Raw genomic sequence first — 24,844 nt, forward strand, 5'->3', positions numbered from 1 at the left:
CTTCATGCAGATGCTGAAACCGGGAAAATGGAAAATAAGGGCAGCCCTCCTGCTGGCCGGAGCGCTGGCCCTGGCATGTGCCCAATGTTCCGTCCGTTCCCTGGTTTACCTGCCTCCGCAGCCCAAGGACAAAACCGCCTATCTGGAAAAACGCGCCGCCTGGGAACCGCACCGGCGCACCTTCCACCATAACGGAGCCAAACTCAGCGGCTGGCTCATTGAAAAGAAGGGGCAGCCCCTGCTGGTATACTACGGGGGGAACGCCATGGACATCTCCATGATGCTGCCGTATCTGGACCGCTTCCCCCACGCCAAGCTCCTGGTCAACTACCGCGGCTACGGGCTCAGCACAGGCTCCCCCACGGAACAGGACATCATGGGGGACTCCCTGGCGATTCTGGATTCCGTGCTGAAGGAAACCGGAAGAACGCCGGATGACGTCATCCTGGTGGGGCAAAGCCTCGGCTCCGGCGTGGCCACCCAGATCGCTTCCGTCCGGAACGTAAAAAAACTGGTCCTGCTGGTTCCCTTTGACAGCCTGCTGGAAGCCGCCCGCGGGCTCTTCCCCTACCTTCCCGTGAAACTTCTTCTGCCGGACCACTTCCGGTCTGACCTGGCGGCGCCCAAGGTCTCCTGTCCCGTGAGCATCCTGGCGGCGGGAGCGGACGAAGTCATTCCCCCGGACCACGCCAAACGGCTCCGGGACTGCTTCTCCACGCCGGTCAACTACCGGGAATTCCCCGGCGCCATGCATAATACCATCTGGCTCAGCCCGGGCTTTGACCAGGCGTTTTCCAAAAGCATCAGCTACTGATCCATTCCATGCGCGGGAGCCAGGGACACCCGGCGCAGGCATTCCCCCTCATGCTCCAGCAGCAGCCAGGAGGTTTCCTCCGGCAGGGCGTCCGGAAACAGGTTGGCCCATTCCACAATGAGCACCGCATCACCGTCCAGGTACTCGTCCCAGCCGATGCCGAGGAGCTCGGACTCATCCCTCAGCCGGTAGAAATCAAAATGGCACGCCCTCAGGCGCCCGTCCGCATGCTCGTGCACCAGGGAAAACGTCGGGCTGGCCGCCGCATCGGAACTTCCCAGCCCCTCCATGACGCCCTGGGTCAGGTGCGTCTTTCCTGCGCCCAGCTCTCCCACCACGCCCAGCACTTCCCCCGGAATTAAAATTTTACCTATCCGGCGCCCCAGTTCCCGCATTTCCTCCGGAGAATGAGTTAAAACGGGGCCATTTTTAAAAATTTTATGCCATTCGCTCATTTTTTCATGAAATTTTGCTTGTCTAAAAGGAGGTGATATGGTTTATTGCGGCTCCCGCATCCGCGGGTGAACCTTAACAGTGATAGCAATGGCATACGCAATTTTCAAAACAGGTGGCAAGCAGTACCGCGTTCAGGCGGGCGACGTGATCGACGTTGAATGCATCAATACCCTCGAAGAGGGTGCTGAAGCAAGCTTTGATCAGGTGCTTATGGTGGAAAATGACGGAAACGTGACCCTCGGCACCCCCACGGTGGCAGGCGCTACGGTTTCCGCCAAGGTCGTCAGCCAATTCCGCGACAAGAAGATCATCGCTTTCAAATTCAAGCGCCGCAAGGGCTTCCACAAGAAGAAAGGTTCCCGCCGCTCCCTGACGAAGCTGGAAATCACCGCTATCAACGCCTAATTTCAACCCTTAATTTTATCTCCATCTTATGGCTCACAAGAAAGGTCAAGGTTCTGTCAAGAACGGTCGCGACTCCCGCAGCAAGCGCCTCGGCGTTAAAAAATTCGGCGGGCAGGAAGTGATCGCGGGCAACATCATCATCCGCCAGCGCGGCACCAAGTGGCACCCCGGCAAGGGCGTGGGCATGGGCCGTGACTACACCATCTTCTCCCTCGTGGACGGCCGCGTATTCTTTGACCGCGAAGGCCGCCGCGTTAACGTGGCTCCGGAAGCTTCCGACGCCGCCAACTAAATTACGGATAAACTCCATCTCCCTGCAGGGGCGGCCATCCACAGGGATGACCGCCCTTCTTTTACCCCTCCCCAGCTACCCAAATAAATAACCGGAATTGTTCTTGCAAAACAATTACCCCTCCCCCACTATCCACGCAGAGCATGAAAAATAAGATATGAATCCCAAAACAGATTCCAAGCAAGCCGTTAGAAGCACCTCCACCCTCCCGGTGATTTCCGGCCTGAGGCTCACCAAGCAAAGGCAGGAAGTATACCAGGTGCTTCTGGAACAGAGGGATCACCCCACGGCAAATGAAGTGTACCACCGGGTGCGCAAAAAGCTGCCCAGCATCTCTCTGGCCACCGTTTACAACTGCCTGGAGGCACTGGTGGAACACGGCCTGGTCAATCAGGTCAACTTTGAACGCAGTTCTTCCCGCTTCTGTCCCAACCTCGTTGATCACGGACACTTTCAGGATACCCGGACCGGCCGCATTTATGACATCACCATCAAGGAGGGCGTGGATCTGAAGGAATTCATCAACCTGCCTGACGACGTATGCGTGGAGGAAGCCCAAATCACCCTGAGAGGCTCCATCATCACGCCGCAGGGCTAATCCCCTTTTTATCATCATGAGCCTGGTCATTAAAAATTTGCACGCCAAGGTGCAAGGCACGGAAATACTTAAAGGCATCAACCTTGAAATCCCCAAGGGGGAGGTGCATGCGATCATGGGGCCCAACGGCTCCGGAAAAAGTACCCTCTCCAAAGTCCTCTGCGGCCATCCGGACTATGAGGTGACGGAAGGGGAAGTCTGGCTGGACGGACAGAACCTGCTGGACATGAGCATTGACGAGCGCAGCCGCGCAGGCCTGTTCCTGGCGTTCCAGTACCCCATGGAGGTTCCCGGCGTGTCCAACGCCAACTTCCTGCGCGCGGCCATGCAGGCCCGCATGCCCCAGGGGGAGGAACTGGATGCGGTCACGTTCTACAAGATGCTGTATGCAAAAATGGACCAGCTCGGCATGTCCCGCAAATTCACCTCCCGCGCGGTGAACGAGGGCTTTTCCGGCGGCGAGAAAAAGCGTAATGAAGTATTGCAAATGCTTCTTTTGGACCCGCTTTACGCCATTCTGGATGAAACGGACTCCGGCCTGGACATAGACGCCCTCCGCATCGTCTCGGAAGGGGTCAACTCCATGCGTTCCCCATTCCGCAGCTTCCTGGTCATCACCCACTACAAGCGCCTGCTGGACTACATCAAGCCGGACGTGGTCCACGTGCTGGCGGACGGCAAAATCGTCCGTACCGGCGGAGGGGAGCTGGTGGATGAACTGGAAAGCAGGGGATACGAATTCCTGAAGGAGACGGAAGAAAAGCAAGAGGCCTAACGCCGCCAGTCCGGCAGTCATCTCATGAGCGATAAACCTGACACGTCAGAAGACGGGAACACACAGAACCTGTTTGACTTTGACCGGAGCAAGGGGGACTTCTCCTTCCCGGAACGCCATAAATTCGACGCCGGCTACGGCCTGACGGAGGCCACCATTGACTATATTTGCGACGTCAAGGACGATCCGGAATGGGTGCGCCGGTTCCGCAAGAACGCCCTTGCCGTTTTTGAAAGCAAGCCCATGCCTACGCACTGGGCTTCTCCGGAAATTGAAAAAATAGACTTTTCCAAGATACGCTACTACCTTTCCGACGGGGAACGGCCCAAGAGAAGCTGGGATGACGTGCCGGAAGACGTAAAGCGCACCTTTGAACGCCTGGGCGTTCCGGAACAGGAACGCCAGTTCCTGGCAGGCGTGGAAGCCCAGTATGATTCCGAGTCCGCCTACTCCAACATGAAGGAGGAACTCCGCAGCCAGGGCGTCATCTTCGTGAACTCCGCGGAAGGCCTGAAGTACCATGAAGACGTCTTCCGCCCGTGGTTCGGAAAGGTCATCCCCACGGGAGACAACAAATTCTCCGCCCTGAACAGCGCCGTGTTTTCCGGCGGTTCCTTTATTTACGTGCCCAAGGGCGTGAAGCTCAAGCACCCGCTCCAGGCGTACTTCCGCATCAACTCGGAAAACTTCGGCCAGTTTGAACGCACCCTCATCATTGCGGATGAAGGGGCTGAACTCATGTACATGGAAGGGTGCACCGCGCCCCAGTTTGAAACGTCCACCCTCCACTCCGCCGTGGTGGAGCTCGTAGCCCTGAAAGGCGCCAAAATCCAGTACGTCACCGTTCAGAACTGGTCCTCCAACGTCTTCAACATGGTCACCAAGCGCGGCCTTGCCATGGAAGATGCGGAAATCCGCTGGATAGACTGCAACATCGGCTCCGGCCTCACCATGAAATACCCGGCGGTGGTGCTCAAGGGCAGGCGCGCCAGGGGAGAGGTCATCTCCATCGCCCTGGCGAACACGGGCCAGCACCAGGATACCGGGGCCAAAATGATTCACGCGGCGGACGACACCACGTCCAACATCGTCTCCAAATCCATCAGCATCGGAGAAGGGCGCGCCAGCTACCGGGGCCAGGTGGTCATGGGGAAAGGCCTCAAGGGCTGCAAGAACAATACGGAATGCGACGCCCTCCTGCTGGCGGCCAACAGCCGCACGGACACCTACCCCGCCATCACGGTAAAGGGGGACAAAAACACGGTGCAGCATGAAGCGTCCGTCTCCCAGGTCTCTGAAGAAATGCTCTTTTACATGCAGCAGCGCGGCATCCCGAAGGCGGCCGCCATGTCCCTGGCCGTCAATGGATTCATTAATGATCTCGTCCAGGAATTCCCCATGGAATATTCCGTGGAGCTGCGCAGGCTCATTGACCTGGAAATGGAAGATAGCATCGGATAAGGAAGGAAATGATGAACCACTTGCTCAACGAAGAACAATTCCCCGCAGGCTTCCTTCCCGCATGGTTTGAAGCCAGGCACCGCCGCGCCCTGGAACAGGCGGACCAGCTCCCGGAACCCTCCCGCCGCATGGAAGCCTGGCGTTTCGGCGCCCCCGGCAACGAATCCCTGGAAGATTTTGAAGCGGCACACCCCGTCGCCCCGGAGGCCCTGGCCTCCATCATCACGGAGCACGCCTCCATGCCGGACGCCATCCGCATCATTTACGCCAACGGACTTCCCGTCTCCATTCCGGAGGAACTGCCGGAAGGGCTCTCCGTGATGGACCTGGAAGACTTCGTGCTGCAATACCCGGACGCCGCCCGCAAACATCTGGAAACAACGCCGGAAACGCTTGGGTCTGAAAAGCTGGCCGCGCTGAATACCGCCCTCCAGCACAACGGGCTGGTCATTATGGCGGAAAAGGAAATCTCCCGGCCGCTGGAAATTTTCCACTTCATCTCCGGGGACAAGGTGGCCGTCTTCCCCGCCACGCTGGTCATTGCGGAAACCGGAAGCCGCCTGCATATTCTGGAACGCCACATCAGCGCGGACCACGGCAGCCAATTCTGCGGGGCGCTGCAACAGCACCATCTTTCCTCCTCTTCCTCCGTCAAATACGCCCTGGTCCAGGAGCTCAACAGCCGTTCCCGCGCGGTGGAACTCTGCCACATCATGGCGGACGATTCCGCGGAAATGGAACACCTGGCCAGCCACCCCGGCGCGGCGTGGGCCAGACAGGAAACGGTCTGCCTCCTGAACGGGGACGGCGCGAACGTACGCCTGCTTTCCGCCAACCACCTGAAAGAAAACAAGGAACTGGACCAGAGAACCTACCAGAAGCACCTCTACCGCGGAGCCTCCAGCAACCTGCTTTACGCCAATGTGCTGGATGACGAATCCACCAGCATTTTCAGCGGCATGATCCTGGTGGCGGAAGGAGCGCACGATACCAGCGCCTACCAGAGCAACCGCAATCTGATCCTCAGTCCCCGCGCGGAAGCCAACTCCATTCCCGGCCTGGAAATCCTGGCGGACAGGGTGCAGTGCTCCCACGGGTCCGCCACCTCCTCCATCTCTCCGGAAGAAATCTTCTACCTGCTTTCACGCGGCATTCCGGAACAGACGGCGCGCAGAATGATTGCGCAGGGCTTCCTGAAGCATGCCCTGGAGCAATTCAGCGACGAGCCCCTCCGCAACGCCGTGGAAGGAATCATCCTGTCCTGACCGGCACCCCATCCGAAAGGTAACGCAGTTTCCCCCCGTTCCATCCGGTTATGAATGGAAAAACGAGGGGAAAACAGGCTTTTTCCACCACCTGTAAAAAAGAATCCTCCCTGCATTTTCCAGCCCGGCGGAAGGTACGGTTCCGGTTGATGAACGGCCTCCGTTCATGATAAAAAACAGCGGATTGCGAATCCGGACGAACGGGTAACGCTTCATGCAGGTCTTGAATCTTGTGTGGAACAGTAATTTACCGGAAAACCTCACTTCCGGATTAAAGATAGCCTCCCTTCCGGGGATAAGTGCGCTTTTCTGCTAACCCATTTGGTTTCAGAAAAACATGTTGACTTCGAATTCGCAATCCGTAATCTTTGGTAAGGTATTCATTTTCCAAAAGGTCTTTCATGATTTCCATTGCCATCATTATCCCCGCCTATAATGAAGAATTAACCATCCGGGAAGTGATGCAGGATTTTCATAACCACTGTCCGGAAGCCGCCATTTATGTCATTGATAATAATTCTTCCGATAAAACTGCGGAAATAGCTAGGAAAACTTATGAAGATTTAGGCTGTTCCGGCGCGCTGCTTCAAGAAAAGCGGAAGGGAAAGGCCATGGCCGTTAAAAAGGCGTTCCGGGAAGTGGATGCGGACGTGTATGTGATGGTGGACGCGGACCTGACCTATCCGGCCGCCGACCTCCACCGCCTGCTGGAACCGGTCCTCCGCGGAGACGCGGACATGGTGTGCGGAGACCGCCATGACGCCGGCATTTACAGCCGTGAAAACAAGCGGCCCATGCACAATACGGGGAACAAGGCCGTCCGCATGCTCATCAACAAGCTGTTCCAGGGCAACCTGCATGACATCCTGACGGGGTACCGCGTCTTCTCCAAACGGTTCGTCAAAAACTTCCCGATTCTTTCCACGGGCTTTGAACTGGAAACGGAAATCAGCATCCACGCCCTGGACAACGGCTATTCCATCGTGGAAGTGCCCACGAACTACATGGACCGTCCGGAAGGGTCCGTTTCCAAGCTTTCCACGGTGTCGGACGGGGTGAAAGTCATCAAGACCATCTTTTCCGTCCTGATGAACCACCGTCCCCTGTTCTTCTTCTCCATCATCAGCGCCATCCTGCTCATCCTCGCCATCCTGGCGGGCCTTCCGGCGGTTCTGGACTATTTCCGGTATGAGTACGTCTTCCATCTTCCCCTTGCCGTCCTGTCCATGGGGCTGTTCACCGTGTCCGCGCTTGCCCTGACCATCGCCTTCATCCTCCACGGCCTGCGCACTTCCCAGCGGTACGACCATGTCCTTTCCCTCATGCACTGGGACGAACGCCACCTTAAGCATGAAAAACACTGACTCCCTCTCCAGGCGCTCTTTCTGGCTCTGCTGCCTTCTCTGGACCGCCATGGTGGCCGCGTTCTTTGCCCCAGCCATCTTCGGGGGGAAGGTGCTGGCCCCCATGGACATCATGGACTGCCTCATCTCCCCGTATGCCACGCAGCCCATGGAAAACGTCCACAACCACTTCACGGTGGACGCCATTTCCCAGTACCTGCCCTACAACTATTCCGTAGCGGAAAGCGTCCGGCAGGACGGCTACATGGGCTGGAATCCATACGCCCATAACGGCACCCCCATTGCGGAGAACACCATGCTGTGCCCCGGAGACTGGCACCACGCCCTTTACTTTTTCCTGCCCTTCTGGACGGCATGGGACACGGGCATCATCCTGCAATTCCTTATCGCGGGCCTGGGCATGATCGTCTTCCTGCGGAACAGGAAGGTTCCGGCCCCCTACTGCCTGCTGGGAGCGGCGGGCTATGGTTTTTACTCCCAATTCGTCATGTGGATCTACCACCGCTGGGTGCTGGGAACCATGTGCTGGGCCCCCTGGATACTCTGGGCGCTGATGCGCAACAGGGAGAAGAGAATCATCGACCTTCCCTCCATCCTCTTCATTGCCCTGGGATTCCGGGGCGGCCACCTCCAGGCGTGCCTGTTCATCGTTCTGCTTACGGGCTGCGTATGGCTGGCGGACTGGTGGTCTTCCCCTTCACGCTGGAGCCTTAAAACCCTCTGGCGCGTTTCCCTGCCCTACCTGGTATCCGGCATCGGAGGGGCCCTGCTCTCCATAGACGTGCTGGCCCAGACCATTCCGCCGCTGATGGCAGGGGTCAAAGAGCTTCCCTTCCTGACGGGCGTCACCCACCTGCCCTCCCTGGTCACCGTCCTGTTCCCCACCCTTCTGGGCGTTCCAGAAACCATTGACCTGTTCAAGCTCATGGGGCAGGACCTCTTTGACCTGAAATTCACCGGCGGTGTCATTTTTGTCCTTTCCGTGCTGGGGCTCTTCAACAGGAAAGCCCCGCTGACGGCCAAATTCCTGATGGTCATCAGCCTGGTTCTGGTCTTCACCCCTCTCATCACCTACTTTTACTCCCGGTCCACCGCGGTTTATGCCCTGGGCGCTTCCTGGCTGGCGGCGTGGCAGCTCCACGCCCTCACGCAGGAACCTGCAAGAACCGTCTGGAAGAAAATCTTCATGGCCCTGGGCGTCCTGACGCTGGGCTGGCTTCTCTGCTCCGTCCTGATTCAAATCTTCCATCAGGACATCCTCTCCATCCTCCAGAGGAACCTGGTTTCCCGCCTTTCCGCCGCTGAAACAGGGAGGGAAAGCTGGTACCTGATCCGGACGGAACGGCTGCTGGAACAAAGCTGCATCTGGTACCCGCGCACGCTTGCCCTGCTGGCGCTGCTGTGGGGCGGACTCTGGGCCGCTTCCCGCATCCATGTCCGCGCACGGCATAAGATGCTGCTGGCCTCACTGGTCATTCTCTGCTCCCTGGGGGAACTGCTTCTGGTGCAGGCCACCTGGGTGCAATATGCGGACAAGCCTGAATCCGCCGGACTTTACAAGGAACCTGAATGGATGCCGCGCCTGAAACAGCAGGTGGGTGACGGTTCCGTCTCCTTTTACTCCGCCCAGGGGGACAAGGATTACCTCCACGCCAACCACCTTTCCACCTTCGGAATCAAGCTGGCTGAGGGTTATGAAACCGTCGCTCCCAGACGGCTTCATTCCCTCCAGGACAACCTGGCCCACCCGGAAGCCGCCGCCAGGGCCGGCATTTCCCATATCATCGTCAATCCGCGCCAAAGCCCGCCGCAGGTTAAGGGCTGGAACCTGGTGGAGAATACCCCCCAGTACATCCTTCTGGCCAATCCCCATTACAAGGGAAGGTACTTTGCCGCGAACCAGGCCACGGGTGAACGCGTCCCCGTGCAGCCCAACCGGATTACGTACAATCAAATGGATTTCACCGTTCCGCCGGGAGCCACGTCCCTGGATGTTCTGGAAAGCTACTCGGACGGCTGGACGGCACGCATCAACGGAGGAAAGCCCGTTCCCGTGGAATGCTCGGAAAACTACGGCATCACCGTTCCGCTGGCCGCCACGGACGCACCCGCTCATGTCTTCCTCCAGTACAGGGACCACCGCCAGAATACCTACTACGGCATCATCCTCGCCACGCTGCTTCTGATCTGCGGCGCGTACCTGTGGCGCCGCATGAAAAAGGAGCCTTCCGCCCCTCATTGAAAACGCGGCGGCACAGGGCGGCGCCCCCCCGCGTTCCGCCGGAATCACGGAATCCGCAGCCTTCATATTCCGTTCCATCTCAGGAAACTTTTCATGAAATGGACGGAAAGCCGTATTCCCTGAAATATTGAAGGAGCGTACCTCGTTTTTATATAGGATGAGATTCTTTAAAAGCGTTTTTTACTGTGTTCTTTACGCGGCCTCCCTGCATGCGGCACAGGCTGCGCCGCCCAATGTGGTTCTGATTAATGCGGATGACCTGGGCTGGGCGGAAGTAGGCTGCTACGGGCAGAAGAAGATCAAAACCCCCAATATCGACAAGCTGGCCTCCGAAGGGCAGCGGTGGATTTATTTCTATTCCGGCGCCCCGGTCTGCTCCCCCTCCCGCAACGTGCTGATGACCGGCAAGCATACAGGCAACTGCGACGTGCAGGACCTGAAGCGCGTGGACGCCGGCGAGAACTGGCGCAACCTCAAGGGAGACTGGCCCATCCGGGAGAAAACCTACACCCTGCCGGAAGCCATGAAAAAGGCCGGTTACGCCACGGCGGTTTTCGGCAAATGGGGCATTGGCGATTTCGGCTCCACCGGAGCGCCCGACAAGCACGGAGTGGACAGGTTCTACGGCTACACGGACCAGAAAGCCTGCCACACCTATTATCCGCCCTGCCTCTGGAACGACGGGAAGAAGGAAATCCTGAACACCTCGCTCACTCCCGCCACCATCGGGCACGGCTCCCAGCCAGAAGGGGAAGTGCTGGCGGATACCTACCGGGCTGAGCAGCACAGTTCCGATCTTATTGCAGATAAAATGCTGGAATTCGTGAAGGAAAAGGCCCGCGGGAAGAAGCCGTTTTTCCTGTATTACGCGCCCCTGGAACCCCACGTGGCCATGCAGCCCCTCCAGGAATGGATTGACCGCTATCCCCGTGAATGGGACAAGCGTCCCTACCGCGGCAACCAGGGTTACCTGCCCCATCCGCGCCCCCGTGCTGCGTATGCCGGCATGATCTCCCAGATGGACTACAACATCGGCCGCCTGCTGGACACGCTGAAAGCCTGCGGCCTGGAAAAGAACACCATCGTCATCTTTACCAGCGACAACGGCACCACGCACGACGCAGGCGGGGTGGACCACAACTTTTTCAATTCCGTAGCCAACCTGAAAGGGCTGAAAGGCCAGCTTTATGAAGGGGGCATCCGCGTGCCCGGCATCATCCGCTGGCCCGGAAAAATCGTTCCGGGGAAAACCATCTCACAGCCGGCCTTTCATGCGGACGTGATGCCCACGCTGTGCGCGCTGACAGGAGCGGACGCCGGATCACCGCTGGGGATTGACCTCTCTCCCGTCCTGCTGGGTAAAAAATCCGCCCTGAAAGATCGGAAACCGCTGGTCTGGGCCGGAGGCGGCTACGGCGGCCAGGTAGCCGTGCGCTTTGACACGAAGAAAGCCATCCGCCGCAACCTGTTCCCCGGCAAAAAGCCGGACAACTGGGAGGTGTACGACATCGTGAAGGACCCTGCGGAGAAAAACGACATCGCCGCCGGAAACCGCGACCTCATTGACAGGGCCATAGCCATCCTGGACACGGAATACAGGCCCGCGCCCGGCTTCCCGGCCCTGCGCTACAAGGCTCCCGAACAGACGGCCAAATAAGGAAAAGCGGATGGAGCCCCCGCGATCCGCGCACCCCGTCATTCTGCCCTTGACGTGAAGCGCGCCGGGGGTAGTCTTTCACGCATGAGTCTGACCTCTTCCCTCCTTTCCAGGGTGCTCCATGGAGCGTCCTGCACCAGAGAAGAACTGATAGCCCTCAGCCGGGAGCCGCTGGAGGAGCTGTGCCAGGCGGCCAACGCCATCCGGGAGCACTTCTGCGGAAATGTCTTCGACCTCTGCACCATCATCAACGGGCGCAGCGGCAAATGTTCGGAAAACTGCAAGTACTGCGCCCAGTCCGCCCACTACTCCACTGCCGTGGAGGAGTACCCCCTTTTAAGCGGCGAAGCCCTGCTGGCGGGAGCCAGGTACAATGATGAACGGGGCATCCTGCGCTATTCCATCGTCACCTCCGGCAAGAGGCTGACGGATGCGGACGTGGACCAGCTTTGCGCCAGCTACAGGCACATTGCGGAACGGTGCGGCATTTCCCTCTGCGCCTCCCACGGGCTTATCTCCAAAAAGCACTGCGAACAGTTGAAGGCCGCGGGCGTCTCCCGCTACCACAACAACCTGGAAACCTCCCGCCGCAACTTCCCGAACGTGTGCACCACCCACACGTACGACGACAAGATACAGACCATCAAGTGGGCCATGGAAGCCGGGCTGGAAGTGTGCAGCGGCGGCATCATGGGACTGGGGGAAACCCTGGAGGACCGGATAGACATGTATATGGACATCGCCGCGCTGGGCATCAAGTCCGCCCCCATCAATTTCCTGACGCCTATCCCCGGCACGCCGTATGCGGACATGGTCCCGCTGGGGGAGGAAGACCAGCTGCGCATCGTGGCCCTGGTGCGGTTCATCATGCCGGACGGCTTCGTCCGCATCGCCGCAGGGCGCAACACCATGAAGGACCACGGCAGGAAAATCTTCATGTCCGGGGCCAATGCGGCCATCTCCGGGGACATGCTCACCACCTCCGGAGTCACCATCCGGGAAGACCTGGCCATGCTTGCGGAGCTGGGCTATGAAGTCCGCATGAAGTAAGGGCCGTCCCGCTTCCGCCGCCTTTCACCATGAATCACTCAGACTGGTCAAAAAAAGATCTGGAATATATCTGGCACCCCTGTTCCCAGATGAAGGATTACGAAACGCTGCCCCCCATCGTGATTGAGCGCGGGCAGGGAATCAACCTGTACGACGTGGACGGGAAACGCTACCTGGACGTGGTCAGCTCCTGGTGGTGCAACCTGCTGGGGCATTCCCACCCCGGAATCAACCAGGCCATCAAGAACCAGCTTGATTCCCTGGAGCACGTCATCTTCGCCAACTTCTCCCACAAGCCTGCCATCACCCTGTGCGAGGAGCTAATGAAGAAGATGCCGCAGGGGCTCTGCAAGTTCAATTTTTCCGACAACGGCTCGGGGGCCATCGAATCCTCCATGAAGATGAGCTTCCAGTACCATTACCAGACCGGAAACCGCCAGAAAGTGCGCTTCATGTCCCTGAGCGACGGCTACCACGGGGAAACCCTGGGCGCCCTTTCCGTGGGAGGGCTGGACCTTTACTCGGAACTTTACAAGCCCCTGCTGCTGGACATCGTGCGCATTCCCGCTCCGGACTGCTACCGCTGCCCCAGGGGGAAAAAACGCGGCTGCTGCCAGGCGGAATGCATTGACGCGGCCCAGGAGGCCTTTGCGCGCCATGGGGACGAATGCGCCGCCCTGCTGGTGGAGCCCCTGCTCCAGGGTTCCGCGGGCATGCGGATGTACCCCCCCGCCTATCTGGCGAAACTCCGCTCCCTGTGCGACGCCTATAACGTGCATCTCATTGCGGATGAAATCGCCACCGGCTTCGGCCGCACGGGCACCATGTTCGCCTGTGACCAGGCCGGCATCTCCCCGGACATCATGTGTCTTTCCAAGGGGCTGACGGGCGGTTACATGCCCATGTCCATCGCCGTCACCACGCAGAAGATTTACGACGCCTTTTATGCGGACTACCGGGAGGGAAAGGCCTTCATGCACAGCCATACCTATTCCGGCAATCCCCTGGGATGCTCCGCCGCCCTGGCCGTGCTGAAGGTGCTGGACGAGGAACAAATTATTCCCCGGGCGCAGGAAAAGGCACCCGTGTTTCACCGGATGATCGCGGACGCCCTGGGGGACCATCCCCACGTGGGGGAAATCCGCAGCCTGGGCCTGGTGAACGCCATTGAACTGGTGGAGGACAGGGAGACCAAAAAGAGTTTCCCGCCCGGACGGCGGCTGGGCTACCAGATTTACAAGGAAGCGCTTAAACAGGGTCTTCTGCTGCGTCCGCTGGGGGACGTCCTGTACTTTAATCCGCCTCTCGTCATCTCCCTGGAGGAAATGCAGGAGGCCGTGGACATCTGCGCGGCCTGCATCCGCAAGGTGCTGGGGTAAACATTTATACCCCCGCAACAATATGTCCGTTCCTTTTTTTGAAGAAAAGCTGCAACTTTTCTTCACGGGAGGGGTTTGTAAAAATACCCTGTAACCTCATACCGTCATGATACATTTAACCCCGTTCCGCAAACGTCCGGCGCTTTCCGCGCTGATGCTCCTCATTCTGGGCTCCGGCTTCTGCCAGGCCCAGGAAATGCTTACCGATTCCGCAAGGAAGGAAGCCTCCGAGTGGCTTAAGGAAGTCAAAGCAGGCTACCTGAACACCAGCTCCGCCCGTATCCAGAAGGCCGTGTCCGCCCTCACCACGGCCATCAGCACGGAAAACGCCGCCATGAAACTTTACGTGGACGCCATGAAGGACCGCTTCCTGAACCCCACCAGCATGATGTCCCACATGCTGAACCGGGGCAGCGGCGGGGGCTTCCGGATGATGCGCATGCCGGGCTCCGGCGGGAGGGGAGGCAGCAACGGCAGCAGCAAGCCTGACAGCCCCAGCACCGCCTTTTCCAACTGGCGCAAGCAGAATACGGGGAACAACGTGGCCCCCGGCTTTAAAAAGGCCCTTCAGATGCAGTGCAAATGGATGCTCCTGTGCCTGAAAAAGGCGGATGCGGAGAAGAACGAACGTGAATTCAACGTTTCCTCCAGCGTCCTGTCCATGCTGGATGAGATGGCCGCCAACGCCAAGGACGTGGGCGAACAGCTCCCCATGGTGGGCGGAGCCAGCGAGGTGATCCGTTCCTATCTGAACATCAGCGACTACCGCTCGGAAACGCTCCCGGACAACATGATGGACCTCAACACCATTTTTGACCGTGTGCTACTGGCTCCCTACAAGGAGAAGAAGGATGTGGAAAACTTCCGGAAGCTCTGGAACAAGCGCATTGGCCTGGAAGCCACCCTGCTGCAGAACAATTCCGCCAGCGACAAGAAAACGGCGGAAGTGGAAAAAAACAATTTCCTGATCAAGAGGCAGTGGGAACGGGAGAAAGCCTGCTTTGAACTTGGCGACCAGGTGGCGGCTCTTGAAAAGATGAAGAGCCTGATTTCCGGCATCAAGGACCCCGCGGAAAAGCAGCGCGCCATCCGTGACCTGGAATTCCTGCTCCTTACCCCGGCGGAACAGGCAAAACTCCGGGAAGAACGCACGAACAACAGGCGCGGCCCGCGTTTTTAACGGAACCTGAATAGCGATGTTCCCTTCCATCCCCGGTGTGCCGTGCGCACCGGGGATGCTGTTTTACGGAACGGCGTGATTGCCGGGAAAAAGGCGGCTCCTACCTGCCGGGCTGGAACCACGTCTTGCGCAGGCGGTAAACCCGCAGTCCATGGATGTTTTCATCCAGATGCCACGCCGTACGTATGCCGTGCTGCTCCCAGATATGGCGGCTGAGCATCCTCATGAACTTGCTGTCCATGTCGGAATCGTCTCCCTGCGGAGTCAGGCAGACGATGTAAACGTTATCCCTGCACAGGTTCAGGGAAGACTGGCCCTCCCAGCCCATTTCCTTCAGCTTCTGCTGCACGGGCTTCAAGGGGAAATTCCAGCCGCCCAGCGTCACGACGTTCTTCCGGGAACAGCTCCATGCCTTGCGGAAGACGGACTGCCCCGGAGCCAGGTCATCAATGGTGCCTCCGGACATCTGGACGCAGAACAGGGAGTCCGGTTCACGGTCCACCCGCTCGCACAGCAAACGCCCTGCATCCGGGGAAAAGGATTCCAGGTTGGCCTCCCATACGGCGGCGCACGCCTGTGACAGGGAGACGGCAAACGCGCAAAACATGGGAACGCCGCCCGCCAGAGCCCCGCGCCCCGTCCACTTGACGCGGATGGGGCGGTACTTCTCAGACCACAGCAGGCACAGCCCCGCAATCAGGAAGGTGGGATACACCACGCGGAAGTACAGGCGGTCTATGCTGGACATGTACATCAGGATCAGCACCAGCAGGCCGCCCACGCACCACCGCAGCGCAGGAGCATCCCCGCGCCGGAAAGAAACGCGGCAGGCCAGGCCGAACAAAATCCAGCACGGAAGGAGGTCCATGATGGAATTCCAGGAAAACAGATGAAGGGCCTTTTCCGCACGGACCCACACCCTGGGCCAGAATTCAGCGCCGTCCCGCGCCAGCAGGAGCCTTTCCAGATAATCCGTATTGAACACCCCCATATCGCAGTTGGTGAACATCCGCACCATTTTAATATCATTGGCAAACACGCCGTACTTCTCGCACTGGTACTCGCTCTCCTGCCTGATGGGGCATGTATCCGAGAGCTGCGCGCGGGCCTGGTTCCATGCCGCCACGTCACACCCCTCCAGCACATTCCGGTGGGCGTACTTGTTATACTCATTCAGCCCGAAGGAGACGGCCAGCACGCAGGCCAGCGCAAGCCAGAGACGCCCGCGGGCAAGCAGCTTCTCCCGGGACGGTTTAAACCCGTCCAGGCTTCCCGCCAGCAGGATGGCCCCCCAGAAGGCGTCGCACACCAGGGCGGCATCCAGCCGGATCATGCTGCCCAGCACGCACAGGAAGCCCCCCAGGCATAGCTTCCTCCATGAGGAGACACCGTATTTCAGGCACATCAGCACCCCGGTGAACCCTACCAAGAAAGCGGCATGGCTGAATTGAAGGGCGGCGTAAAACCCGGGCATGATCAGCAGCCACACCAGCAGCAGGACCAACGTATTGAAATCATACTTGCGCGCCTTGCGGGCATGCGCCGTCAGCATCGTGAAAATGCCCGCGCCGCTGGACAGCGTGGCAAACGCCAAAAACACGGGCCAAACGGACAGGCCGCCCAGCACGGGGGCCGCTTTCAGCAGCAGCCCGGTCAGCAGGGGATTGACGAAAATGACGTGGGCATCCGCGTAGGAAGGATCGCCCCAGCCGTCAAGCACGGACGCAATCACCAGATCATCATTGGATTGGTACGCCACGCCCACAATGCTCCAGGCCAGCACCAGCAGCAGGAGGTTGAACCATACGGGATGGAGCAGCGGAAAAAGCGATGTCCATCTCCAAACCTGTTTCAACATAAGCAAATTCCCTGACTTTGGGGGCTATTCTCCCTGTCCGGGCCCGCATACTAGAAACGGGGAAAATGAAAGTCAAGAGCCGATCCCGGCGCACACGGCGGGAAAGTCAAAAGGCCATTACGCCCGCCTCAGCGGTTCAGACAGATAATGATGCCCGCAATAATCATCAGGTTCCCCCCTATCTTGCGCCAGGTAATCGGTTTGCCGAAAAAAATCCGGTCAAAGAAAAGGATGTACACGTACGCGGAACACTCCAGCACGTTCACCGTAATCATCGGCAGGTGGGACAGGCAGTAAAACGTCAGCAGGCAGCAGCCCAGGAAAATGGAATAGGCCGTCACGGTAGCCGGATTCACGAAGTAGGAAATGCCCGTCAGCCGTTCGTTCATGGCGGATTTTTTCAGAATCACCTGCGTGCACGACGCCAGGAAAACGGAAAACAGGTTCAGGCCTATGTAGAATTCCTCATTCATGCGCATCTTCCTCCGTGGAAACCAGAATAATGCCGCCGATGATGAGCACCGCCCCTGCCGCCAGCGTCCAGGAGAGGGCTTCCCCCAGGCAGAGCCACGCCAGCAGGATGCCCCAGAGAACGACGGCGGAACGGTTGGCGTAAGCCACGCCCAGATTGAATTTTTTCAGCATCACCTGCCACCCCGCCGCATAAATGCCCAGCAGGAAAAGCACGCCGGCCAGAAAAGCGTACTTGCGCCAGTCCGTCCAGCCATAGGGGGCCGCCATGCGCCCCAGGACGGTATTCAGGGCGTAAACGACGAACAGAAGGTGAAGGACAAGGTAGTTGATCATAGGGGAAAAGAGCCGGGAGAAACTCACTCATAACGGCGCGCCACTACCACGGCGGGCCTGTGCTTGGTTTCATTGTAAATCTTGGAGATATAAATGCCGATGACCCCCAGGCACATCAGGATCAACCCGCCCACCAGCCAGATGGAGGCCACGGAGGAGGCCCACCCCGGGGGGGCCACATTATAAAGGAGCTGACGGACAAGCACCCACGCGACGTACAGCATGGCCACCAGCGTCACCCCCATGCCGAAGTACGAAATGTACACCAGCGGCCTGGCGCTGTAGGAGACCACGGAATTCACCGCCAGCGCCATCTTCTTGCGGAACGTATACGTGGTGGGGGAGGTGGAGGCCTTCTTCACCATGCACGGCACCTGCCGGAAGCCGGCGGAAACGCACAGGCCGAAAAAGAAAGGTTCCCGGTCCTGGAACTTCAGCATTTCCCGCAGGAAACGCGCGCTCATCAGCCGCGCCGTAACCATGTTCTTTGTAATCTGCTGGTCGGAAAGCAGGTTGAACACCGTATAAAACAACTCTCCGGAGACGGCTTCAAACAAACCGCCCTTCCTCTTCTCCTGCACGCCGTACACCACGTCCGCCCCGGAGCCGTCCATCTGCCGGGAAAAATCCCCCAGCCATTCGGGAGCTTCCTCCAAATCACTGTCAATCAGGAACACGCGTTCTCCGCGCGCTTCCTCGCACGCCACGTACATGGCCAGATGGTGGCCGAAGTTGCGGGACAGGTCCACCACGCGTACGCGGCTATCCTTCTCCCGTTCCTTCAGGGCTTCTTCCAGTCCTCCCCGCGGGCAGCCGTCATTGACCAGCACTACCTCCGTGCGGGAGGGATCGTAACCCGCCTCAAGCGCGGCGGCGAAGCTGCGGGAACAGAACTCCGCCAGATAGGAGCCCGTGCAGTACACGGTAGCCACGATGGACAGTTGAACCTGTGGATCAGTCATAACGTTTTTACGTACATCAGAACGCGTTTTTTCTCCCCGTTTTTCCAGCATTCCCCGTCCTCTTCCGGGGCATGGGCAAACCCCATGCGCTCATGAAAACGGATGGACGCGGCGTTGTCATCCAGAATCCGGGCGCACAGCTTTTCCAGCCCCAGTTCCTCCGCGGCCAGCTCCATCATCCGCGCATACGCGGCGGAGGCCGGGCGCAGTTCCCTGAATCCCCGGTCATACAGGTAAATGCCTATCTCCCCACGGCGCGCGGCGCGGTCAAACCACGGCAGGTACACCAGCCCCAGCGGGATCCGGTCCGCGTAAATCACGCAGGCAAGGGCATCCTCCCCGCGGATATTCCTTTCCAGCCATGCCTGGTGCTGGTCCTCCGTCACCTGGTCCAGCAGAAAAAAAGGGCTGACCGCGTCGGAATTGCGCCACATGCGGAGCTGCATGCGCATGGACTCGTCCACATCGGACACGTTAACCAGGTGAATCTTCATCATGCTTCAATCTCTTCCAGGCCAAACCCGGCCCGCAACACTTCCCGGCAGCCCTCTTCCCCCAGGTCATAATACAGGGGAAGCCTCAGCAGCGTTTCACTGGTGCGATCCGTATGCGGCATGGGTCCGACACAACGCCCGAACCTCACCCCGGCGGGGGAGGAATGAAGGGGAATGTAATGGAACACGGCCTTGATTCCGCATTCCGCCAGCTTGCCAATCAGGCTGGTGCGCTCCTCCAGAGAATTGAGCAGGATGTAATACATGTGCGCGTTGTGCGAGCAGTGTTCCGGAACGCACGGACGCCGCAGGACGCCCCGTTTTTCCAGAGGTTCCAGCGCGCGGTGGTACATGTTCCACCACTTCAGCCTTTCCCCGTTGATCTCCTGCCCGTGTTCAAGCTGGGCATACAGATAGGCGGCCGTCATTTCCCCGGGAAGATAGGAAGAGCCTACGTCCACCCAGGTGTACTTGTCCACCTGCCCACGGAAAAACTTGGCCCGGTTGGTCCCTTTTTCCCGGATAATCTCCGCACGTTCCATCAATTCCGGATCATTCACCAGCAGGGCGCCGCCTTCACCTGAAATAACATTCTTGGTCTCATGGAAGCTGTAGCACCCCAAATGGCCGATGGAACCGAGCCTGCGCCCCTTATAGCAGGAACCTACGCCCTGGGCCGCATCTTCAATCACGTACAGGCGGTGCCGCCGGGCTATATCCATGACGGCGTCCATATCGCACGCCACTCCCGCGTAATGAACCACACAGATGGCGCGGGTGCGGTCCGTAATGGCCGCTTCAATCAGTGTCTCATCAATGTTCTGGGTATCCGGCCTGATGTCCACGAAAACGGGAACGGCGCCGCGCAGGACGAACGCGTTCGCCGTGGAAACGAACGTGTAGGAAGGCATGATAATCTCGTCCCCCGGCTGGCAGCCGATTAGCAGGGCGGCCATTTCCAGAGCCGCGGTTCCGGAATGGACCAGCAGGGCCTTCCCGGCCCCGGTGCGCTCCACGAGCAGTTCATGGCATTTTTTCGTATAATAGCCGTCTCCGCATAAATGGGCACGCTGGATGGCGTCCCGGATGTAATCCAGTTCGGGACCGTGTTTGTGAGGTTGGTTGAAGGGAATCTCCATGGCTTCCAGAAAGGACCGGCTCATGATGAACGCCCGGCGCGGGCATGCCAGTCCTGCGGAGAACGTTTCCGCAGCAACGCCGTCCGCATGCGAAAGACCCTACTATGAACGGAGTGCTGAAAACAAGCCTAGACCTTGATGAAGGTCCGGTTTTTGTACATGTAATACAGCACGCCCCAAATCAGGGCGTAATTGCACAAATAAAAGACAAACCGGTTCGCATCCCCGAAGCACTCGCTGAACCCGGTGAACAGCACGCGGGAGAAATTGCGCGTGGGGGGGCACAACTCCGCCCACATGTAGACGAAAATGGCGTTGCTCCCGATCACGGAGAAAAAGAACGTCAGCCAGTTCAGCTTCAGCACGTCCGTCAGCAGATAGAACAGGGCCAGCAGGAAATAGCACCAGCCCGCCGCCCACAGCACCATGGAGCTGGTGAACAGATGCTTGATGATCGGAAAATCCAGGCTCCAGACATATCCCAGAACCAGGCACCCCGCGCCTGAACCCAGAAGCCAGAGCAGTTTTTTCCCGTGCCCCTCCACCCGTTTCAATATCTGACCGCCCAGCAGCCCGAGCATGGTCATGGCCCCAAAGCCGAACTGGGCCAGTATCCACGCATAATTCGTTCCATCCTGCCAGTTCCCCATCAGGTACTTGTCCAGCAGCAGGGCCAGGTTACGCCCCGGTTCCAGCATCCCCGCCGGACATGAACCCACTACGGGGTCGGAAAAGGGAACAAACTTCATGACCAGCCAGTAAACGGCCAGCAGCAGCCCCGTGACCACCACCTGCCACCGGATGGACAGATGAAGCAGGCAGACGGCCGCTATCAGGTAGCCGGAGGCGATGGCCTGGAGCGTATTGCAGTACAAGGATATTTTGGACGGCTCAAAACTCAGCAGGTTGCCCTGCACCACCATGCCCAGCAAAAACAGCACCACCACCCGCTTGGCCACCTTCAGGTAAATCTTCCACATGGGTTCCGTGCCAATGCGCCTGGAAAAGGAAAACGGCATGGCCGTACCCACAATAAACAGGAAGAGAGGCATCACCAGGTCCCAGGCCGCAAACCCTTCCCAATTCACGTGCGTGCTGTGCTTCACCAGCCATGCGGGGCTCTGGTCATAAAAAAGATTAATGCCGGCCACTACCAGGGCCAGCCCTCCCGTCAGGAAAAACATGTCAAACCCCCGCAGGGCGTCAATGGCCGCAATCCTCTGCGGCTTGGTACCGGAAGCTGAACTCATGGCGATATCCCCTATTACGGAGCCCTGCCCTTCAACCTTTCCACACGCCTTCTTTTTCCACGATCCTGCAAAGAAAAACGGCTGTTTCCGTAAAAAACCATACCCTCCGCGGCAACTCCGTCATGATGTCCTTCTCCGTATTTCCTTCCCCGCGTTCCGTGCTATGCTTCCCCCGCAGCATGACCATCGGGAATCTCCAATCCGGCAACCGCGACAGCTTCCGGGACATTGAAATCTACGCCCGGCTGAAAATGGATGAACTGGGCCTCCCGGACTGGAAATTCGGCTGGGACCGTGCCCGCAGGCGGCTGGGCGTATGCCGCCTTCTGGAAAAAAGCATCTCCCTCTCCGTCCACTTTGTCCGCGCCAATCTGGAAGCTCCCCATGAAATCCGTGACACCATCCTGCATGAAATAGCCCATGCCTTGGCCTGGACACGCCACGGAGAACGCACCCATGGCGCGCAGTGGAAACAAATCTGCCGGGAAATAGGGGCCGTCCCGTGCGCCGCCGCCAAACCGGACACCATCCGCGTCACCACGTACAAGTACCTTCTGCGCCTGAAAACAACGGGCGAAGTAGTCGGCAAATACCACCGCCGCCCCGCCTTCGCTAAACATCTCAAGCGCATGGCCCTGAAAGGCCGCCCCGAGACGCTGGGACAGCTGGAATTGATTCTCTATGAGACGCAAAGTCCGCCAGCGTTATAACGAAAGGGCTTACTGCATTCAAATTCAGTAATTTTCATAGATAACTCTCATATTTCCATCCTTATTGAGAAGGCGTAGCTTAAAAGAATATACAACCACCAAAATTATTTAATAATAATCTACAAAAACAAGCCCTCCGGAATCTGCAACTTTCCGGAGGGTTTGCTTTTGCTAAACCTTATAACGTTTGTTCAAAATGGTTTTGTTCAAGCGCATTCAGAATAGATTAATTTAAGTAACATATCGTGAATTAAGGATATTATTAAAATAGTAACAAACTCTTAAAGGAATGGAAAAATTAATGAGAATATTGAAAATATAACAAAAAAGTAAAACATAGAAACAGCAAAAAATATCAATGGGGTTTTCCTATTTAAAAAGAAAGAGTACACCCAACAAAACAAAAAAACCACAATAACAAAAATTAAATAGAAGGCCAAATATCCCAATTGCGTGTCACTATTTTTATTATAAAATTGTTGTAGAACATACGTAACGCATATGTTAACGACAAACAAAATAATGGGAATGACCCAAGTTATAACATTTTTTGTATTCATCTTGTCTACACATTCAACAATAGGCGCAATATTTTTGCCCTCTATGATTTACAATCCCGAAAGCTGATTCGCCCAATTTGTAATTAAGCTCTGTGGAACCATAATGCCAAACATATGGATTATAGCGTGCTGGTAAGCCACTAAATGCGGTAATCACCTCCAGGTTCTAAATCCCAGTCTGCAATAAAGTCTTCCAATCCATCCGTATCTCCGTACCAACCTTGAAGATAGTGTTTTGAATTTGATAAGTGACATCAGTTTTGGGTTGAAATGTATACCTTTAATCCATTTTAATATTTCCATAGCTTCTAACAATACAGCCTGTGTTAGTGATCCCATGTATCGTTTTCTTCTACCAAGCATTAGTAGTCATTTTCCCCTGTAGCCTCCAGTAATTGCTTGGCTGTTTTTCCGTCAGTATTTTTCAATTTCTGGTTAGCTCCTCGTTTAATCAGGAATCGTAGGCAACTATTTGTCCTGTCCGTGCGGCATAATGTAAGGCAGTTTCTTTGTAGGGAAAGGTCATAGAGGGTAGCTTCATTTCATTTGAAGTAACATTAATATCAGCCTTAAATTCGAGTAATTTCCTCATGGTATCAATATCCCCGACAGTTGCCGCCAGCATAAGAGCCGTTTCGCTTCCATTCCATTTTTTATCATATGGATTAAGATTTGGTTGTGGAGTCATGTTCGACGACAAATCCAGGTATGATTTTAATGAATTTTTGATCATATCTTTTCCTAAAATATAGGCAGGGGTATTGTAATGTAGGTAGTAAGGAGGAATATAGGAGTTCCCTGTTTCTTCTTTTTTGGGGATATGAATGTACAGGATCCTAATAAGTTTAACGCCAAAATAACCGAAGGAAATATAATATTAGTTTTCATGTTAAAAAACCTATAAAAAATTACAATCTTTTAGATTTACTTAATTTTTAATATTAATAGAATAGATAAATTTATTTTGTTAACATTAATACGTATAATTCCTATGGGAAGAACCAGAACCATATAGATCAAAGTATGTTGAGTTGAAATCTGGCTCAACATGCTTTGATCTTCGTAAAAGTCTATGGAAAGTATCTTGCTTCCCATATAGAATCAAACAGAAAAATCATATTCTGCGGGGGGCTGAATGAAGAAAGACCTTAGAAATTGTGAGTAGTAGTGGTTTGAACCTGAGATATAGCGCTCTTCCCACCTATTTGAAATTGATTCAACAGATTATCACTACCCTTATCTAACAAATTTATCTTGTCGTTGTTCTATCTACAGATGTCTTGGTAGAGAAGGAAGCAATAAATATAAAATACCTATACCACATATGGGTAGTAAATAAATTATGATAAACAGGAAAATTGATTTATTCAAACAATAATACCAATTAAAAAATGATAAAACATATGAAATTTCAATTGATAAAACAAACAACAATGTTTGTATATTTATTCCTATTTTATTTGGAAAAGTTAGGAGATATACCATGAAGAATAGATAAATAAAAAGAATATAACTAAATATAGAACTACTTTTTTTAAATTTATTTTCTTGGAAAAATATATCAAATATAATGATTTTTTTTATCCATTTCATAATATGAATTAATGAACAGTCACATCTCTTCCATACCATATAGCTTTATAAGCCCAATCAGCACAATTATTCCTTAATATGTTGTAAGGAGGAGGGGATTTAATATCCTGTTGTATTGCTCTAAGCATATTGATATCTTCTATGGGAGAAGACGGTATTGTTTCGGGATTTTTTAAATTAAGGCCTTGTGAAGATTTTATATAACCCTTCCCTAAAACAAGGGCTCCATATATAATATTCCCAATTATCAAACCTCCAAATTGTATTAATGTGGATGAATCATGCGTTCTAGCCCATTCCCTTGCTAGTCTAGCCGTATCTCTATCTGTTGGATTCAAAGAATAATCAAAAGTTCTAATTCCTATTTTACACCAAATCCCCTGATCATTTTTTTCCCATATATCTACGGCAACACCTATGTGAAGAGTAACGTCACCTTTAAAAACATTTTCTGGGTTATGTGGTAAAATATTAGATATATACCTATCATTTCCTAATAAATCAAAATAAAGTATGGAATTGTTAACAAACCT

General features: G+C 55.8%; 24 protein-coding genes. 14 read left to right on the forward strand and 10 right to left on the reverse strand.

The features are described 5' to 3' along the window. The first annotated feature begins 4 nt into the window (after window positions 1-4). Window positions 5-814 (forward strand): alpha/beta hydrolase, encoded by an 810-nt coding sequence (locus HHJ06_RS02605; protein WP_215427303.1) that lies wholly within the window; start codon window positions 5-7, stop codon window positions 812-814. Here HHJ06_RS02605 and tsaE read toward each other — a convergent pair. Further along, window positions 808-1,269, reverse strand: a complete 462-nt coding sequence (gene tsaE, locus HHJ06_RS02610; protein WP_215427305.1) for a tRNA (adenosine(37)-N6)-threonylcarbamoyltransferase complex ATPase subunit type 1 TsaE — start codon at window positions 1,267-1,269, stop codon at window positions 808-810. The genes HHJ06_RS02605 and tsaE overlap by 7 nt on opposite strands. An 88-nt stretch (window positions 1,270-1,357) precedes the next feature. On the opposite strand from tsaE, the gene rplU reads away from it, so the two are divergent. From rplU to HHJ06_RS02670, 12 genes are all read left to right on the forward strand, one after another. Beyond that, on the forward strand, window positions 1,358-1,675 hold the full coding sequence (gene rplU / locus HHJ06_RS02615) for a 50S ribosomal protein L21 (protein WP_102712031.1): 318 nt from the start codon (window positions 1,358-1,360) through the stop codon (window positions 1,673-1,675). A gap of 28 nt (window positions 1,676-1,703) precedes the next feature. Then, window positions 1,704-1,967, forward strand: a complete 264-nt coding sequence (rpmA, locus tag HHJ06_RS02620) for a 50S ribosomal protein L27 (RefSeq protein ID WP_102712033.1) — start codon at window positions 1,704-1,706, stop codon at window positions 1,965-1,967. A 157-nt stretch (window positions 1,968-2,124) separates the two neighbouring features. Continuing rightward, the gene (locus HHJ06_RS02625; RefSeq protein WP_215427307.1) at window positions 2,125-2,565 is read left to right on the forward strand and encodes a Fur family transcriptional regulator; all 441 of its coding nucleotides are present in this window, start codon (window positions 2,125-2,127) and stop codon (window positions 2,563-2,565) included. 16 nt (window positions 2,566-2,581) lie between these two features. Continuing rightward, a complete protein-coding gene (sufC, locus tag HHJ06_RS02630; RefSeq protein ID WP_251841385.1) occupies window positions 2,582-3,340 on the forward strand; it encodes a Fe-S cluster assembly ATPase SufC in 759 nt (252 codons plus the stop codon). Window positions 3,341-3,364: 24 nt separating this feature from the next. Next, a complete protein-coding gene (gene sufB / locus HHJ06_RS02635; RefSeq protein WP_251841386.1) occupies window positions 3,365-4,801 on the forward strand; it encodes a Fe-S cluster assembly protein SufB in 1,437 nt (478 codons plus the stop codon). Between the two features lie 8 nt (window positions 4,802-4,809). Then, entirely contained in the window at window positions 4,810-6,066 is a 1,257-nt protein-coding gene (locus HHJ06_RS02640; RefSeq protein WP_215427309.1) for a SufB/SufD family protein, read from the forward strand. Window positions 6,067-6,467: 401 nt separating this feature from the next. Next, complete coding sequence (locus HHJ06_RS02645) at window positions 6,468-7,430, forward strand: glycosyltransferase family 2 protein (protein WP_215427311.1); 963 nt, start codon at window positions 6,468-6,470, stop codon at window positions 7,428-7,430. Further along, the gene (locus tag HHJ06_RS02650) at window positions 7,417-9,672 is read left to right on the forward strand and encodes a YfhO family protein (RefSeq protein WP_215427312.1); all 2,256 of its coding nucleotides are present in this window, start codon (window positions 7,417-7,419) and stop codon (window positions 9,670-9,672) included. The genes HHJ06_RS02645 and HHJ06_RS02650 overlap by 14 nt, the downstream gene beginning before the upstream one ends. A 157-nt stretch (window positions 9,673-9,829) precedes the next feature. Further along, window positions 9,830-11,329 (forward strand): arylsulfatase, encoded by a 1,500-nt coding sequence (locus HHJ06_RS02655; protein ID WP_215427314.1) that lies wholly within the window; start codon window positions 9,830-9,832, stop codon window positions 11,327-11,329. Between the two features lie 84 nt (window positions 11,330-11,413). Continuing rightward, window positions 11,414-12,379, forward strand: a complete 966-nt coding sequence (bioB, locus tag HHJ06_RS02660) for a biotin synthase BioB (protein WP_215427316.1) — start codon at window positions 11,414-11,416, stop codon at window positions 12,377-12,379. 29 nt (window positions 12,380-12,408) lie between these two features. Beyond that, window positions 12,409-13,758 (forward strand): adenosylmethionine--8-amino-7-oxononanoate transaminase, encoded by a 1,350-nt coding sequence (gene bioA, locus HHJ06_RS02665; RefSeq protein ID WP_215427318.1) that lies wholly within the window; start codon window positions 12,409-12,411, stop codon window positions 13,756-13,758. A 106-nt stretch (window positions 13,759-13,864) separates the two neighbouring features. Continuing rightward, window positions 13,865-14,938: a hypothetical protein gene (locus HHJ06_RS02670; protein WP_215427320.1), complete on the forward strand. Its 1,074-nt coding sequence runs from the start codon at window positions 13,865-13,867 to the stop codon at window positions 14,936-14,938. 100 nt (window positions 14,939-15,038) lie between these two features. On the opposite strand, the gene HHJ06_RS02675 is transcribed toward HHJ06_RS02670, so the two are convergent. The 7 genes from HHJ06_RS02675 to HHJ06_RS02705 all read right to left on the reverse strand — a co-directional run bounded on the left by HHJ06_RS02675 (window position 15,039) and on the right by HHJ06_RS02705 (window position 21,448). Beyond that, on the reverse strand, window positions 15,039-16,796 hold the full coding sequence (locus HHJ06_RS02675; protein ID WP_215427322.1) for a hypothetical protein: 1,758 nt from the start codon (window positions 16,794-16,796) through the stop codon (window positions 15,039-15,041). A gap of 128 nt (window positions 16,797-16,924) precedes the next feature. Further along, window positions 16,925-17,269 carry an EamA family transporter gene (locus HHJ06_RS02680; protein ID WP_215427324.1) on the reverse strand — a complete coding sequence of 115 codons (345 nt, stop codon included), beginning with the start codon at window positions 17,267-17,269 and terminating at the stop codon, window positions 16,925-16,927. Next, complete coding sequence (locus HHJ06_RS02685) at window positions 17,262-17,603, reverse strand: EamA family transporter (RefSeq protein ID WP_215427326.1); 342 nt, start codon at window positions 17,601-17,603, stop codon at window positions 17,262-17,264. Before HHJ06_RS02685 ends, HHJ06_RS02680 begins: the two co-directional genes overlap by 8 nt. 23 nt (window positions 17,604-17,626) lie before the next feature. Then, window positions 17,627-18,565, reverse strand: a complete 939-nt coding sequence (locus HHJ06_RS02690; RefSeq protein ID WP_215427327.1) for a glycosyltransferase family 2 protein — start codon at window positions 18,563-18,565, stop codon at window positions 17,627-17,629. Further along, window positions 18,562-19,062, reverse strand: coding sequence for a GNAT family N-acetyltransferase (locus HHJ06_RS02695; protein WP_215427328.1), 501 nt, complete (start codon window positions 19,060-19,062; stop codon window positions 18,562-18,564). Before HHJ06_RS02695 ends, HHJ06_RS02690 begins: the two co-directional genes overlap by 4 nt. After that, entirely contained in the window at window positions 19,059-20,198 is a 1,140-nt protein-coding gene (gene rffA, locus HHJ06_RS02700; RefSeq protein ID WP_215427360.1) for a dTDP-4-amino-4,6-dideoxygalactose transaminase, read from the reverse strand. Before rffA ends, HHJ06_RS02695 begins: the two co-directional genes overlap by 4 nt. Window positions 20,199-20,326: 128 nt before the next feature. After that, window positions 20,327-21,448 carry an acyltransferase family protein gene (locus HHJ06_RS02705; protein WP_215427329.1) on the reverse strand — a complete coding sequence of 374 codons (1,122 nt, stop codon included), beginning with the start codon at window positions 21,446-21,448 and terminating at the stop codon, window positions 20,327-20,329. A 122-nt stretch (window positions 21,449-21,570) separates the two neighbouring features. Here HHJ06_RS02705 and HHJ06_RS02710 point away from each other — a divergent pair, with 122 nt between their 5' ends. Next, complete coding sequence (locus tag HHJ06_RS02710; protein ID WP_215427330.1) at window positions 21,571-22,158, forward strand: SprT-like domain-containing protein; 588 nt, start codon at window positions 21,571-21,573, stop codon at window positions 22,156-22,158. A gap of 1,011 nt (window positions 22,159-23,169) precedes the next feature. Here HHJ06_RS02710 and HHJ06_RS02715 read toward each other — a convergent pair. Next, the gene (locus HHJ06_RS02715; protein ID WP_215427332.1) at window positions 23,170-23,406 is read right to left on the reverse strand and encodes an ankyrin repeat domain-containing protein; all 237 of its coding nucleotides are present in this window, start codon (window positions 23,404-23,406) and stop codon (window positions 23,170-23,172) included. A 913-nt stretch (window positions 23,407-24,319) separates the two neighbouring features. After that, the coding region (locus HHJ06_RS02720; protein WP_215427334.1) for a hypothetical protein at window positions 24,320-24,844 on the reverse strand (525 nt) is incomplete at its 5' end.

It is taken from the genome of Akkermansia muciniphila (assembly GCF_018709685.1).
Taxonomy (GTDB): Bacteria; Verrucomicrobiota; Verrucomicrobiia; order Verrucomicrobiales; family Akkermansiaceae; genus Akkermansia; species Akkermansia muciniphila_E.

Bases quoted from the DNA above. Each gene is read 5' to 3' on its own strand.
- HHJ06_RS02605 (WP_215427303.1), top strand. From the start codon at position 5: ATGCAGATGCTGAAACCGGGAAAATGGAAAATAAGGGCAGCCCTCCTG.
- tsaE (WP_215427305.1), bottom strand. From the start codon at position 1,269: ATGAGCGAATGGCATAAAATTTTTAAAAATGGCCCCGTTTTAACTCAT.
- rplU (WP_102712031.1), top strand. From the start codon at position 1,358: ATGGCATACGCAATTTTCAAAACAGGTGGCAAGCAGTACCGCGTTCAG.
- rpmA (WP_102712033.1), top strand. From the start codon at position 1,704: ATGGCTCACAAGAAAGGTCAAGGTTCTGTCAAGAACGGTCGCGACTCC.
- HHJ06_RS02625 (WP_215427307.1), top strand. From the start codon at position 2,125: ATGAATCCCAAAACAGATTCCAAGCAAGCCGTTAGAAGCACCTCCACC.
- sufC (WP_251841385.1), top strand. From the start codon at position 2,582: ATGAGCCTGGTCATTAAAAATTTGCACGCCAAGGTGCAAGGCACGGAA.
- sufB (WP_251841386.1), top strand. From the start codon at position 3,365: ATGAGCGATAAACCTGACACGTCAGAAGACGGGAACACACAGAACCTG.
- HHJ06_RS02640 (WP_215427309.1), top strand. From the start codon at position 4,810: ATGATGAACCACTTGCTCAACGAAGAACAATTCCCCGCAGGCTTCCTT.
- HHJ06_RS02645 (WP_215427311.1), top strand. From the start codon at position 6,468: ATGATTTCCATTGCCATCATTATCCCCGCCTATAATGAAGAATTAACC.
- HHJ06_RS02650 (WP_215427312.1), top strand. From the start codon at position 7,417: ATGAAAAACACTGACTCCCTCTCCAGGCGCTCTTTCTGGCTCTGCTGC.
- HHJ06_RS02655 (WP_215427314.1), top strand. From the start codon at position 9,830: ATGAGATTCTTTAAAAGCGTTTTTTACTGTGTTCTTTACGCGGCCTCC.
- bioB (WP_215427316.1), top strand. From the start codon at position 11,414: ATGAGTCTGACCTCTTCCCTCCTTTCCAGGGTGCTCCATGGAGCGTCC.
- bioA (WP_215427318.1), top strand. From the start codon at position 12,409: ATGAATCACTCAGACTGGTCAAAAAAAGATCTGGAATATATCTGGCAC.
- HHJ06_RS02670 (WP_215427320.1), top strand. From the start codon at position 13,865: ATGATACATTTAACCCCGTTCCGCAAACGTCCGGCGCTTTCCGCGCTG.
- HHJ06_RS02675 (WP_215427322.1), bottom strand. From the start codon at position 16,796: ATGTTGAAACAGGTTTGGAGATGGACATCGCTTTTTCCGCTGCTCCAT.
- HHJ06_RS02680 (WP_215427324.1), bottom strand. From the start codon at position 17,269: ATGAATGAGGAATTCTACATAGGCCTGAACCTGTTTTCCGTTTTCCTG.
- HHJ06_RS02685 (WP_215427326.1), bottom strand. From the start codon at position 17,603: ATGATCAACTACCTTGTCCTTCACCTTCTGTTCGTCGTTTACGCCCTG.
- HHJ06_RS02690 (WP_215427327.1), bottom strand. From the start codon at position 18,565: ATGACTGATCCACAGGTTCAACTGTCCATCGTGGCTACCGTGTACTGC.
- HHJ06_RS02695 (WP_215427328.1), bottom strand. From the start codon at position 19,062: ATGATGAAGATTCACCTGGTTAACGTGTCCGATGTGGACGAGTCCATG.
- rffA (WP_215427360.1), bottom strand. From the start codon at position 20,198: ATGGAGATTCCCTTCAACCAACCTCACAAACACGGTCCCGAACTGGAT.
- HHJ06_RS02705 (WP_215427329.1), bottom strand. From the start codon at position 21,448: ATGAGTTCAGCTTCCGGTACCAAGCCGCAGAGGATTGCGGCCATTGAC.
- HHJ06_RS02710 (WP_215427330.1), top strand. From the start codon at position 21,571: ATGATGTCCTTCTCCGTATTTCCTTCCCCGCGTTCCGTGCTATGCTTC.
- HHJ06_RS02715 (WP_215427332.1), bottom strand. From the start codon at position 23,406: ATGACTCCACAACCAAATCTTAATCCATATGATAAAAAATGGAATGGA.